A 14,867-nucleotide genomic window follows, 5' to 3' on the forward strand; every position below is an offset into this window, starting at 1 on the left:
TAGTACTGAATAGATATTCATATTCTCTGAATTGAACACCCACGCAGTGTGATAAAGTGTAATAACTTTCTCATATTTTTTTCCGATAAATGTTTTATTTCCGTACCTATTTCGCGTAAAATCGCGAAAAAATTTCCACTAATTATAAGCTGTTAGCAATTTGGAGCCCCTATGAAACTAAATGCTGTTCGTACACTTGTGTGTGCAGCCCTTGCTACCTCTGGATTTTCTGCACATTCGAAGTGCCATAGTCCTATGTATGGTATTGCAAGTGATGCTGGTCAAGGTGTTATTCACACACTAGATGAATACACAGGTCAAAGCCTGTCGAACTCAATCGCTTTATACGATTCTGCTGCGATTGCATTAGATACAGACAATCAGCGTTTATATTATGTTTCAGTGCCTCAAACTAATGGCGTAAGTTACTTAGCTTACTACGATATTAATGCAGGTTCTCATCATCAAGTTGGTAAAACAAAGTTTACCTACCGCCTTGTGAGTGACCCTGATCAAAACCTATTGTGGGCTGCACATGACGATACACTTTTCACTATCGATCCAAACACTGGTTATGCGTCAATTTACGGTGAATTAACCGGCTTTCGTAATGAACAAGATAAGAACTGGGGTGATTTAACCTTCATCGGTGACACCTTATATTTAGTGAGCAAAAACAGTATTTATCGTGTCGATACAGATGCATTAACCGTTGAAATTGTTAATAAGCACAATTTGGCTTTAGCGACTGGGGCAGCTAAAAACCATGTTGGTGAATTAATTGTTTCTCGCCAAGACAACTTAGGTGGCTCTGAATTTTTTGCTTATGATATGGGTAAATCATCGCTCAGCTATTTATCGACAAGCAGTCATCGTTTTACTGACTTAGCTGCCGCAAACTGTGGCACAGGTGACTCTGGTTCATCGGGTGGTGAAGATAGCTATTACAAAATCAGTGCAGTATACAGCTTAGATAAAAGCCCAGAAGAAGGTGATGAAGCGCATCTGCGTGTTAAATTCAACAAAGACCTAGATGAAGAAAAGGATCTTAATCTAAAACTTAGTAGCGGCACTGCACAAAAAGGACAAGATTTTGATACAACAGCATTTGTTTCGTTTAATCGTGGTGAAAGCTATCCATACGTCATTGATCTTGCTAGCCCTCAAAAAATAAGCGTCCCACCTGGTGGCCGCCATATTGATATTTTGATTGGCCTAAATAATGATGGCAAAGATGAAAATACCGAATATTTCACACTTGAAGCATGGCACCGAGAGACGCTTTCAGACCGCTTAACACTTAATCAAGATATTCTAGACCCTTCAAGTAATCAGGGTGATTTGCGTGTAAATGCTGTTTACTCACGTCATACTGATGATTTAGTAGAAGAAGGCCGTACCATTAAGTACCGCTTGAAATTCAATAAAGAGTTAGTATTACCAACACCTCTAACCCTTGAAATTGAAGGCTCATCTGCAACTAAAGGTGATGATTTTTCAACGCTTGCAAAAGTCTCTTTTGACCGCGGCGAAACATTCGTAGAAAACGTTGACCTAGCAACACGTAAACAAATCTTAGTGCCACCTGGTGGGCGATATGTCGACATTCAATTTGAATCCTATGAAGACGATTTAGAAGAAGGATTTGAAGCCTTAAAACTTCATGCTTGGCACCGAGCTGACCAATCTGACCATGAATTTGAAATTGTGCGTCTGCATGATGAAGATGCAGACCTCGACCTTGCAAAAGATGCGGTGCATTCTGTATTCGCCTTAGACAGTAACGTTGAAGAAGGCGAATTTGTTACTTTCAGAGTTAAATTTAATCAAGCATTAACAGAAGATACAAAATTACGCCTACGATTAAATGAAGGTGCTGCTGAAGCATCTAAAGATTACAACCCACTTGCAGAAATATCGCTTGATGGTGGCATTACATGGCCAATGGAATATGATTTGTCGTCTAAGCAGCGACCTCGCATTCCTGAAGGTACTGAGTATGTCGATGTTCGAGTACATACTTGGCGTGATGATGAAGCTGAAAGTACTGAAGACTTTAATTTAGCAGCGTATCTAATTAGTGGTGGCAAGGATACACAAACTGCAACCGTTACTATCAGCGATCGCAGCGAAAACTCTGGTGATTTCCCTGAGGTTGCTAGTATTACTGCAACACCATTTAAAGTAACAGAAGGCAATGCCGCACTATTTAACGTGTGTTTAGATGGTACCACCAGCCAAACACAAGATTACTACCTAGAAATAAACCCAGATACTGCAACGATTGCAGATATTGATACCACTGCGTTTGTTAGTTTTGATCAAGGGGTATCTTTCACCAACGAAATAAACTTAGCGAGCGCTGCAACGGTTGCTGTTCCACAAGGTTTAACTTGCTTTGATGTGAAGGTAAATACCCTAAAAGACTCAGTCGATGAACAAAGCGAAGCGTTAATTCTCGCCGCGTGGGGCAAAGATGATGGCATCGACCGTAAAACGCAAACGCTTATTATTGATAATCAAGCTGGCAACCAAGCACCGAAAATTTCTGGTATTTTCCTTGATAGTAAACAGGTAAAAGAAGGTGAAAGCCAAACCTTTACTGTGTTGTTAGCTGAAGCAACTTCTGCTGTAGTTAAATACTCACTTGCACTGAAAGACATTGAAGCAACACAAGATAAAGACTATGCCTCTTTACTTGAGTACACCACTGATAATGGTACTACCTGGACGCAAGTAACCCTAGTTGATGATCTTGAAATTTCAATTCCTGAGGGAATTAACCAGTTCCAAGTTAAGGTGACAACATTAACCGACCAGGAAGTAGAACAGACCGAAAGTTATCAATTCACTGTCGCAGATACATCAACGATTGCTGAAATTCTTGATAACCCTGATTCAATTCCGGCGCGTTTAGAAAGCAATAATGCCCGTGAATACGAAGTAACAGAGGGTAATTATGCCGTCTTCGAATTAGCTCTGGATAAGCAAATTCCAAGTGCTCAAAATGTCTTTATTGCGCTTGAAACACAAGACGCAACAGCTGCGACAGACTTTGCCACGCAAGCTGAGTACTCTTTTGATGATGGTGCATTCTGGCAACCGATTGATTTAACATCTGAAGCTTCATTCTTACTTGCTGAAAATACACAAGATTTCTTAGTGCGCGTATCGGTTCTTAAAGATCAGGAAGCGAATGAAGAAATTGAAATGCTTACCTTGAATGCTTGGACTGAAGATACACAGAGCGATCTAATAGCAGCACCTGTATTACTGATTGATGCAACGCCTGTAAAAGCCGTTATCGATTTCATTAGTGTTGATAAAAACCCAATTATGGAAGGTGAAGAGGTCATCTTCAATATCATGTTTGACCGCAAATTAGCACAATCTCAGTCATTGCGTTTTAATGTTGCAGGTTTAGGGGACACTACAAATGCTGACTTTTTAAACTATGGTCAGGTGTCTTTAGATAATGGCACCACATGGCAAGATATGTCATTGATTGATAATACTTCCGTAAACGTGCTGTCAGAAAGCCTGAATGTCTTAGTAAAAGTAACGTCAATGGTGGATGACGCGATTGAAGAAAACGAAGCATTTGAGTTAAGCGCATGGTTTGAAGACAGTGATAAAGTTACTAAATCTGTTGCAGTATCAGACGGCACAGCTCCAAAGCCACAGGTAATGTCTGTTATTGCTATGCCAGATCCTGTATCAGAAGGCGCTTCAACTACCTTCGAAATTAGTCTGGATAGCAAAGTTGAACGAGAAATTACTTACCCGTTCCAACTACAAGACGGTAATGCCATTGCACAAGATGATTATGATACAACGGTAGAAATTAGCTTTGATCTTGGCCAAAGTTGGCAAACACTGCTGCTTGCCACTACACAAAATGTTACCGTACCAGAAAATACAGACACAATTTTTGTTAAAGTTGCCACACTGCCTAATGATGAATTTGAGCAGAGTGAAAGTTTTGCATTAGTGGTTGATCAGGTTGTTGGCAATGTGTTCATTAACGATGATGACAATGCTGAGCCAATTGCTAACCCAGATGAATTAACCATTGCCGAGGATGAATTCGCTGAATCGATTGCTGTGCTTGCAAACGATGAAGATCCAAATTTCGACCCGCTCACTATTTTAGACGTGCCAAAGGCGCTTCATGGTGTTGTTACTGTAAATGATGACAATAGCATCAACTATCAACCTAAGCCTGACTACTATGGCAAAGATATTATTATTTACAGCATTAGCGATGGTCGCGGTGGTGTTGCTAGTAGCCAAGTAACCGTTGAAATAACACCTGTTAATGACGAGCCTCGTCAAACTGACCGTAGCTTAACCACCAAAGAAGATGTCGCCATCAAGCACATCAATTTATTACAAGGTATTACTGATCCCGAAGGCGAAGCTTTAACGATTGTGGGCCTACCTATTGCGACAAATGGTCAGTTAATTGATGAAGGTAACGGTCAGTTTACCTACAAACCTAATGAAAACTATTTCGGTGACGATGAAATCGTATTTGTCGTTACTGATGGTGAAAAAGAGTTAAATGCCAAAATCTCTGTCACGGTGACGCCGGTTAATGACTTACCAACAGCTGAGGTTGCGTCTTTGACTGTTACAGAAGATGCAAAAAATGAGATTATTGATACATCACCTTACACCAATGATGTAGATGGCGACACACTAACAGTCACATCTGCACAGGCAGACCATGGTGACGTAACAGTCAACCCAGACGGTACTTTAAGCTATTCGCCAAATGCTAACTATGCTGGTAATGACCAAATTAGTTACACGGTGGTTGATGGTAATGGCGGCTCTGTAACAGGCAAAATTAATGTGCTGATTACAGGTGAAACCGATGCCCCTAATGCAAATAATGATGAAGCGCAAACAGACGAAGACACTAAAATCGATGTTATCGATGTGCTGTCAAACGATACCGACCCAGACAATGATAAGTTAACTGTGACACAGGCAACTGCTGATAACGGTATTGTTACAATAAGTGCTACAGGCACATTAAGTTATCAACCAAATGATAACTACTTCGGTAAAGACACCATCCATTACACCGTAACTGATGGCGAATTCACTGACAGTGCTGTGGTTGTGGTAACAGTCAATGCTGTTAATGACGACCCTACTACCACTGAAAAAGCCATTGTCGTTGACGAAGACTCAAAAAATAACGTTGTCGATTTAACGCAACATATTTTTGATGTGGATGACGATCCGGCTAAAGCGGTTTCTGCAACCGCTATTAATGGTAAAGTAGAAGTTAAATCAGACGGCAGTCTGCGCTACACGCCAAATGAAAACTTCTATGGTGAAGATACTATTACTTACCAGGTAGAAGATGGTAACGGCGGTCAAGCACAAGGTGTCGTTAAGGTAACTGTAAATCCATTAGATGATGCGCCTATTGCACGTGGCGATAACGTCTCCATCAATGAAGACGAATCATTAATAGGCTTTGATGCACTACAAAATGACGAAGACCCAGATGGTCAAGTAATTACGTTAGTTTCCGCAACCGCATCAAAAGGTCAAGTAACCTTGAATGGTAATTTAATTAATTATCAACCAGATGCTGATTTTTATGGTGAAGTAAGCATTGAGTACACCATCACCGATGGTGAAAAACAAGCAACGGCTTATGTCACAGTAGATGTTCAACCAGTTAATGATGCGCCGACTATACAACCTGCTTCAACAGCGGTTGACGAAAACTCGCAAAACAATGCTATCAATGTGCTTGATAAAATCACCGATAAAGATGGCGATAATGCAAAACCAATCTCTGCAACAACCAACGATGGTAGTGTGTCAGTTGATGGCAATGGCATCGTTTACTTTACGCCGAACAAAGATTTCGTCGGGACTGCAAAAATTGATGTAACGGTTTCAGATGGTAACGGTGGTACTGCCATAGGTTACATAACGGTTGTTGTTAATTCAGTAAACCAGCCTCCTGTTGCAGTTGACGATGGCATTCAGGTATTCCAAGACACACCTCTTTATAATATCGATGTGTTGTGGAACGACTCTGATTTGAACGGTGATGATTTAACGCTGGTATCAGCTGTGGCACAAAATGGTTCTGTTGATATTGATAACAATCAAAACCTAACTTACACACCAAATGCAGGTTTCTATGGCCAAGATTGGATCACATATACAATCAAAGATCCTGAAGGGTTAACAGACAGTGCGTTGGTTGATGTTCGTGTTAAACAAAACAACTTGCCTGTTGCTAACAATGACAGTACCACTATTGATCAAGATACAACACTGTCTCGCTTTAATGTATTAGCGAATGACACTGACCTAGATGCAGATGCACTTACGGTTTCTCGTGCAGTGACAAGTGTGGGTGAAGTAACCGTTAACAGTGATAACACAGTAACATTTACGCCACCAACCGGTTGGATTGGTAAAGCAACTATCACTTACACCATCACCGATGGCAAAACTAATGGTACAGCCCAAGCTGTTCTAGAAGTAACTGTTTTATCAACCAATACTGCTCCAATTGCAAATGTTGATTCAGCAACAGTAACTCAGGGTGAAACACTAAGTGCAATCAATGTATTAGGTAATGATAATGACCCTGATGGTGACACTTTAACAGTGATGTCTGTTAACCCAAGCCATGGTACTGCAACAATTAATGCGAATGGTACAGTGCGTTATCAAGCACCAGCCAATTATGAAGGGCTTGTGGTTGTGACCTATGGCATCAGCGATGGAAATGGCGGTACTGCCACAAGCCAAGTAAACATTACCGTTAATAAAGCATTAGCTCAATGTATTACTGAGTCGGGCAATGGCCTAACTTTCGCCGCTGGTACTAGCATTGCCTTTGCCCATAAGCGCAGTGCTGATTATGCACAAGGTTATAAGGTGTTATCGAACGGTTCTGCTATCACAAACTGGCAATACCCAGCAAACACTAGTAGCTGGGTTGAGCGAGCCACACTTTCAGGTGGTAGCACATTCTCGATTACTTATAAGTTTAAAGAAAATAACCGAACTTGGAAGTATGGCAATTGTAAAACAACCATTGGTGCTAATCACACAGGTTACATCGATTGCGATGACACAGGTGGTGACGGTGATTACAACGATACCCAACTACGCTTTAGAATCACCAACGCGTCGGGTATTTGTGAATAATCAATAACACAAAAAGCCTGCATTCGCAGGCTTTTTTCTTCTCCTTGCATATTTCCTATTCCATATTGGGTTAATAGTTTGTAAACTCAACACATCTGACCAGTTGAGAAAGCGATTATGCAAACACGCATTACCCAATTATTCGGCATTGAAAAACCCATTGTGCTTCCAGGAATGAGCTGGATTTCCACACCTGAACTCGTAGCAGCTGTATGTAATGCCGGCGGTTTAGGCATTTTAGCCTCTGGTCCACTTAGCCAACAACAAACGCGTGACGCTATTGCTAAAATCCGCTCACTTACAGATAAACCTTTTGGTATTGGCATTACGCTAATGATGCCTGGTGCAAAGCAAAACGCTAAAATTGCACTCGAACTTGAAGTGCCCGTTATCAACTTCTCACTAGGAAAAGGTGATTGGCTAGTTGACGGTGCAAAAAAATATGGTGGTAAAGTCATCGCAACTGTTGTGACCGAAAAGCATGCGCTCGCGGCACAAAAATCAGGGGTAGATGCCCTACTTGTCACAGGCCATGAAGCCGCTGCCCATGGCGGTGAAGTTACCTCGTTGTGTTTAGTGCCGAATATTGTCGATATTGTTGATATTCCAGTGATTGCTGCCGGAGGCTTTGCGGATAGCCGCGGTTTAGTCGCGGCCCTTGCACTCGGTGCTGATGCAGTTGCAATGGGGTCTCGCTTTGCTACTAGCAGTGAAAGCCCTGTTCATCAAAACGTGAAAGATGCTGTGGTAGAAAAACGCGTTGCGGATACTATTTATTCGAAGAATTTTGATGGTTTATATGCACGCGTAATGAAAACGCCTGCGGCTGAGAAAGCTACTAAAAAACCGATGAATTTCTTTATGGCCACAATCAAATCGTTTAAGGCCGCAAAAATGGTTGATATGCCACTTTGGAAGTTGCTGGTGGGCTTAGTAGCCCAATTTGATAAAATAAAAATGCTGTCATTATTTGGTGCTGCTACGGAAAAACTAGAGGCCGCCACCATTAAAGGTGATTTAGCCCATGGTGTGCAATTTATTGGGCAATCACAAGGTGTTATTCATCAAGTACAATCGGTACAACAAATTGTTGATGATGTTGTTTTAGGTGCTGAAGCGCAAATTCAACAACTCGCAAACAAACAAATTTAACTTCCCCCTAAATAAGTTAAGTAAAACAAAAGCCCCGATATTCTCGGGGCTTTTTATTTAAGCTTAATTAACGCTTAGTTTGCGTCAGTGCGATACTTCTCAAACCACGCAACAATATTGCCTACTTTTTGGACCAGGTTACTTGGTCTTGCCGCAATACCATGACTTGCTTTCGGAATACGCACCATGGCTGATTCAACTTTGCGTAATTGCAACGCTTGGTAATATTGCTCAGTTTCACTCATAGGAGTGCGCACATCTTCTTCACCAGTCAATAACATAGTAGGTGTTGATACATTTCCCACCAGTGATAATGGTGATCGTGCCCATAAATGCTCAACATGATCCCAAGGCATGCCCGGCATCCAATATTTTGTAAAATAAGAATAGCCATCTGCCGTCAAGGCAAAGCTCAGCCAATTTATTACTGGCTTAGCGACAACAGCAGCTTTAAAGCGATCTGTTTTACCTACTATCCATGCCGTTAACACGCCACCACCAGAGCCGCCTGTTACAAATAAATTAGTATTATCAACATACGGTTTTGCCACCATGCCATCTACTACATCCATTAAGTCGTTATAGTCTTGTGATGGGTAATTATGGTGAATTAAATTGGCAAATTCTTCACCATAAGATGTGCTTCCGCGCGGGTTAGCCCATACAACCACATAGCCTTTTGCGGCCATCAGTTGCACTTCGGTACTAAAGTTAGGACCATAAGCCGTATGAGGACCGCCATGGATTTCTAGAATGAGTGGATACTTTTTCGATGGGTCAAAGTTAGGCGGTAAAGCATACCACGCTTGAATATCACGATTATCTACTGAGGATTTAACCGTTAGTTCTTTAACTTTTGCAGTTGTTTTATGCGCCAACAAGTCTTCATTCAGCATCGTTATTTTTCGTACTTTGCCTTTTTTGACAATGGCAAGATCCGCCGGACGCTCACTGTTTGCATGTGTATAAACTAATTCATCATTATCAATCACAGCAAACTGACCCGAAGTATATGGACGTCCTAAAGATTGCCCACCCAGTTTTGCTATTTTTTCTTTGATTTTACCCTTTAAACTTACGTAGCCTAGGTATTTCTGACCAAAGTCATCATAACTAAAATAAAGACCGCGCCCCTTTTTATCCCATTTGGGCGAATTGATTGGTCTATCAAGCGATGCAGTTAAGTTAGTGACTTTACTGCCATCTAAATTCATCACATAAATGTCGTTATTTTGGCTCGATAGTTTCTTATCATCAAAACGTAAATACGCAATGTTTTTACCATTTGGCGATAGGACCGGTGCAGCATCAGGCCCCGGTCGGTTAGTTAGGTTCGACGTTTCGCCGCTTTCAATATCAATCTGGTAGATATCAGATTCGCGGGGACGATCTTGCCAATCTTTATTGCGGTCACCACTAATAAACAAGGCTTTACTATCTTGACGCCAAGTAATTTGGCCCCCATGATGGAAATCACCGCTACTTACTTGTCGTGGCGTGCCGCCTTCTGCTGGTACAACATAGATATGACGAAAACCACTTTTCAGAAACCCGCGACCGTCGCTACGGTAACTCATTTGGTCGATATATTTAGCGGTACCTGCCCAATTCGCACCTTTTGGTTTTTTAGGCATATCTTTAAAGATACTATTAGTTGCTTGTGGTTTAAACATTGAAAAAGCGAGCCACTTGCCATCTGGTGACCAGCTAATATTACTTACACCCTCAGCAACATTTGTTACGCGCGCTGTTTGCTCATTACTAAGCCAACGCACATAAAGTTGGTTATCACCCTCTTTATTAGACAGATAAGCAAGTTGTTGCCCATTTGGCGAAAAGCGCGCCATACGATACTGTGCTTTGCCAGAAAGCAGCGGCATATGGCTATTATTACTAAGGTTATATTGCCATAAATTAGTGCGTGTACTGTCGCTCATAATATCCATGGCACGACGCTCATAGATTATCAACTCGCCATCAGGACTTACTTGCGGCGCCGCAGCATATTCAATGTTAAACACATCTTCGTACTGCCACACATCACTTTCTTGTGCCATCACACCTGAGGTTGCAACTGATAACAATCCAGCGAGCAATGTTATTTTAAATCTGTTACCCATGATCAATTTCCATTTTTCATTATTTAATAGCCAATGTAGCAAGCCTCTTATTTTTTGCAATTCACCTAAGACAAATCACAGATAACCAAGTTAAATGTCATGCTTACATTTAACATCATGTTATTAAAATAGATTTATGCTAAAATTAAGGTGTTTCTAACGACTAAAAGGAGTATTGAATATCGACCGAGAAGTCAAACTCAGCCAAGATGAAAGTTTGTCTATCAAACTTAGTTATCTTCTATTACCCAAAGAATCACAACGCCTTGATTTATATTTTTCCTTACCCGTAGAGATGGGAATTAACGCCAGCACACTGAGCGAAGAAGATTATTTCCATGCCCATGTAAAAAGTCATAGTGCGTATTACTCTAAGCAATTACACCTTCCCCTTGTTCGAAGTCGTTTTATTAGCCAATCAAAAGGGGAAAAAGCCGATTATCGCTTAAACCTAAACCTCTATTCTTATCAAATTAGATTGGCATTAGAGGCCGATATAAAACAAACAATACAACTCAAAGAAGCTGATGAGTTTTACCCTGCAGCCATTGAATTAGTTGAACAAGCGCAAGTTTTACTGAAAAAGCTTCGCCGCTATACACCGCCTGATAAAAAACTTAAGTCCTATTTTGAAAATGCAGATAACTATTTAAGTTGGCACACCGAACAAATGTTTTTAAAACTTTTATCCAAAGGCCCAAAAAATAGTGACTACTCGAAAGCGAGAGAAATCTTGCGAGCATTTTGCCGTGGGGAAAACCAATATCGCAGTGAACAAGAATATAATTCGGTACTGACCTTAGACGATCCAAATCGTATTACGAATAAAATGCGATTATTGCAAAGGCTTACAGAATATGGCGTGGTATTTAGTAAAGAAACAAAAAACTTAAATTTAAACCTGCAACGATTAGTTCGCGGCACTGTTACTGCGGTAATTATGGCATTTGTCATGTTTTTAGTGCTCAATGCGCGTTCAAACTTTCAAGAAATAACCGTCGCTTTGATCGCATTTTTAGGCGTACTTTATGGCTTACGTGAAATTTTTAAAGATGATTTAACGCGGATTATTTGGCGAAAAATAAAACAAGGCAGACCAAAATGGCGACATATTTTCCGCAGTAGCTTTGATAATAAAACCATTCATACACAAACGGTTTGGTTAGAACATATCCGTCGGAAGTCGTTGCCAGAAGCGGTATCTAACCTTTTTAAAAAACGCCGACAGCAAAATAAACAAGCAGCCCATTTAATTCATTATCGCTGTGATAGTAAGGTGATCGCGAAAGAGTTTTTACCCGGTTATGAAGAAATTCAGCAACAAGTTTATTTTAACTTGACGCCCTTTGTACGTTATTTAAAAAAAGGCGCAGGTAAATTATACAGCTTGGAAGGTAATAAAGTATCAGGTCAATCTGTTGAGAGGCGATACCAAATAAACTTGGTGGTTACTTACAGTGCCAATAGCTCTCATACTGCAACACGCTATAAAATCACGTTAAATCGTTCCGCCATTGTTAGTATTGAAGAAATGCCTGACTAGCCATAAAGTTTTTCAATAGGTGTGCGCATAATAACGTTATGCGCTTTTTTCCCCTGAGAAAATCACTAGTTGAAATTAAATTGGTAGTTAACCCTCAGGTTTCTGCCTTTACCTGGTACTGCTCCATTCCATACTCTTGGGTCAAAAATTGCGTACTCTTTGTCTAAAAGATTTTCCGCTGATAGAGAGACGCTATGCTTTCCGAATTCGCGTTCCATCTTAAAATTGACCAAACTATAACTCGCTTGAAAAAATTGCGTTTCTTCCGAAAGTGCCTCATCAATCTTATCTCGCCAAATAGTGTTCAAATAGAGTGTGGCAAAGGAGGTGGGATAACGAAGCGATAAATTTGCAAAACGCTTAAAGCTTGCATTTATCGGGTCATCAAAAAGTTGCGTGTAATTAACTAACACATTCAACTTACTAAATGCCTTGCTGGCTGAGAACTCCACACCTGTAATATTTTCATTTACTGTATTATCAAAGGTAAAAAAACTGTTCCCCTCAATTGGCACTAGATTAATAAAATCCCTCAATTGATTGTGAAATATCACAGTTTCAAGGGACAAATTAGTATCCGTGTATAGCCAAACAAGCTCACTGGTTTTCACGTACTCAGAAGTTAAATCGGGGTTTCCTTTGGTCACGCTATCACTTGAATACAATTCATTATTTACAGGAGTTCTAAATGACTCGCCATATTGCAGTTTAAAACTGTGATGGTTGATTGGCTTCCAAATAGCTGAAAACCGTGGCGACAATTTACTATCTATCCCCTGAATATCATCATATCGCGCACCGATAAAGAGTAACCACTTTTCATCTAATTGCCATTTAAGTTGACTGAATACGCCATAAAAATCATGAGACGCTCGAAGTGCTGCAAACTCCGGGATATTATCCAGACGTACTAAACTGCCTAAATAATTACTGTCATCAGGAATTATTAATTCACTTTGATAATCATAATAGTTAGTTGTTACACCGGCTTGATATTGGCTCGCATGACGATATTCAATACCAGAATTAAACTGTTTGCTGTCATCTAAAATATAGCGATGAGCTAATTTAAGTTTGCTCCACTGTGTACGCCAATTAGGCCCTGTTAGAAAATCTTCACTCACAATACCAAGCTCTTTAGGCAGCACCATGCCTGATGAATCTATCTGAAAATTGGCATAACTAATTAAACCATCAAAGGTGTTTTTTTCATCTTGCCATAGCATATGACTTAGGGTTGCACTCATTGACTGACTCTTATGCACGTTGTCTTTGCTGTAACCTCCAAGGTTTATAAATTCATCTAATTGGTTCTCAATTAAATGCAAAGTTAATTTAGTATTCTCATAAGTGACTTGGGCATTTAAAAATAGATGCTTGAGTGGATCATTTACTTCTTCAACGGCTTCGTTGTAAGACTCACCATTCGCTTGTTGTAATGATAAGTTTGCGTTAAACGCGATATCATTTTTCTTGAGGTGATAGCTTGCATTCAATGCCTGATAGCCATTCTCACCCAATGACAATGCCAATTCTTGATGTTGCTTTTTAGTAATAAAATTAACCACTCCTAAAAAGGCATTACTACCATAAAGTGCAGAACCCGGGCCCCTAATTATTTCCACTCGTTCGAGTACAGATGCGGCAATAAAAGGGGTATAGACTGTAGCTTTACCAAATGAAGTTTCATTAAGACGGACACCATCAAGGAGAATTAATAAGTAGCCATTGTCGAGTCGAACGCCTCGCGCGTGTTCTTTTGGAACAGCACCCACCCAGTCACCACGCGCCATTTGCATGCCAGGCACATAATTGAGCACATCAAACGCATTTATAACACCGAGTGAGGCGAGTTTTTGCTCATCAAATACCGTGATTGTCGACGGCGCTGTTGCTTTCGTTTCAGATGTATTACTTGCTATGGTTACTTCTAATTGACTGAGTTGTGCAATATCTAGTGAGAATAGATCAGGTTGTGAACTGTTACTTGTTGCAAAGCAACGTGAAGTGACAGCCAAGAGCAAAACACAACATAAGCAATAATAAAACAGTTTTGGCATTATTATTAGTGTATAGTTATCGGCAAAAGCATAATTTAAGAATAGTAAAAAGTACTGTAACAGCAAGTGGTTAAAATTTAATTTATGATCGAACAAACGTTAAGACAGATACCCAATCTCTCACTATTTCAACGCGTCACCTGCCAAGTACTTATTCAGCTAAAATCTGAATTTCCAACGCCTTGCGATATTTCTTGCACGCAACTAGCGCAGCAAATGATCCATGAATTACAGCTGAAAAATTCGCTACCGATTGACCTCGCAATTGAAATCAGCGCAGTTATTTCATGGCTGGAAAAGGCCGAATTAATTTGGGTTGGTGGGCATGAATTAAATGATTTTTTTGATGTAACACTCTCTAAATATGCCCTTTCACTGCTTATTGGTGAACACAATGGGATCAGTTTAGCTGAGCAATTATCCAGTGCTAATTCTGATGACGAACAACTGTTTGTAATTCAAAAATTACTTCAATAGAAGCTATTAATGGGGTATTAATCCTTATCTAACTAAAAGTTAATACCCCAAACTCTGTATTCCATTATATCTCTTTTATACCTTTTATAGCCTCCCGCCAATTTAACACATTAGCCTTATCAACTATTGCATTGTGCTTTAGCTGGTTCCTTGCGTCTTTATTACAGTCTGTAACATTGTAAAAGTCTGTCGCCCTAAAAACAGAGCCTCAATTTAGTTTCACTTGAAATAATATGACAACAAATAAAAATAAATTAAAAACTCAAAATTTCATTATTTATTTCAATTATTTCAATCACATAATAAAAACATAAAGTG

General features: G+C 40.1%; 6 protein-coding genes. 4 read left to right on the plus strand and 2 right to left on the minus strand.

The window, feature by feature from the left end; genetic code table 11:
- Nucleotides 1–171 precede the first annotated feature (171 nt).
- The gene (locus tag OM33_RS19445) at nucleotides 172–7,197 is read left to right on the plus strand and encodes an Ig-like domain-containing protein (protein ID WP_040136050.1); all 7,026 of its coding nucleotides are present in this window, start codon (nucleotides 172–174) and stop codon (nucleotides 7,195–7,197) included.
- A 117-nt stretch (nucleotides 7,198–7,314) separates the two neighbouring features.
- The gene (locus tag OM33_RS19450) at nucleotides 7,315–8,349 is read left to right on the plus strand and encodes an NAD(P)H-dependent flavin oxidoreductase (RefSeq protein ID WP_040136052.1); all 1,035 of its coding nucleotides are present in this window, start codon (nucleotides 7,315–7,317) and stop codon (nucleotides 8,347–8,349) included.
- 74 nt (nucleotides 8,350–8,423) lie between these two features.
- On the opposite strand, the gene OM33_RS19455 is transcribed toward OM33_RS19450, so the two are convergent.
- Nucleotides 8,424–10,469 (minus strand): S9 family peptidase, encoded by a 2,046-nt coding sequence (locus tag OM33_RS19455; RefSeq protein WP_040136054.1) that lies wholly within the window; start codon nucleotides 10,467–10,469, stop codon nucleotides 8,424–8,426.
- Between the two features lie 175 nt (nucleotides 10,470–10,644).
- Between OM33_RS19455 and OM33_RS19460 the strand changes: the two genes are divergently transcribed.
- Nucleotides 10,645–12,012, plus strand: coding sequence for a hypothetical protein (locus OM33_RS19460; protein WP_234402743.1), 1,368 nt, complete (start codon nucleotides 10,645–10,647; stop codon nucleotides 12,010–12,012).
- Nucleotides 12,013–12,077: 65 nt separating this feature from the next.
- On the opposite strand, the gene OM33_RS19465 is transcribed toward OM33_RS19460, so the two are convergent.
- A complete protein-coding gene (locus OM33_RS19465; protein ID WP_199922557.1) occupies nucleotides 12,078–14,030 on the minus strand; it encodes a TonB-dependent receptor plug domain-containing protein in 1,953 nt (650 codons plus the stop codon).
- 126 nt (nucleotides 14,031–14,156) lie between these two features.
- Between OM33_RS19465 and OM33_RS19470 the strand changes: the two genes are divergently transcribed.
- On the plus strand, nucleotides 14,157–14,549 hold the full coding sequence (locus tag OM33_RS19470; RefSeq protein WP_040136055.1) for a hypothetical protein: 393 nt from the start codon (nucleotides 14,157–14,159) through the stop codon (nucleotides 14,547–14,549).
- Nucleotides 14,550–14,867: the final 318 nt, after the last annotated feature.

This window comes from Pseudoalteromonas piratica (assembly GCF_000788395.1).
Classification (GTDB): domain Bacteria; phylum Pseudomonadota; class Gammaproteobacteria; order Enterobacterales; family Alteromonadaceae; genus Pseudoalteromonas; species Pseudoalteromonas piratica.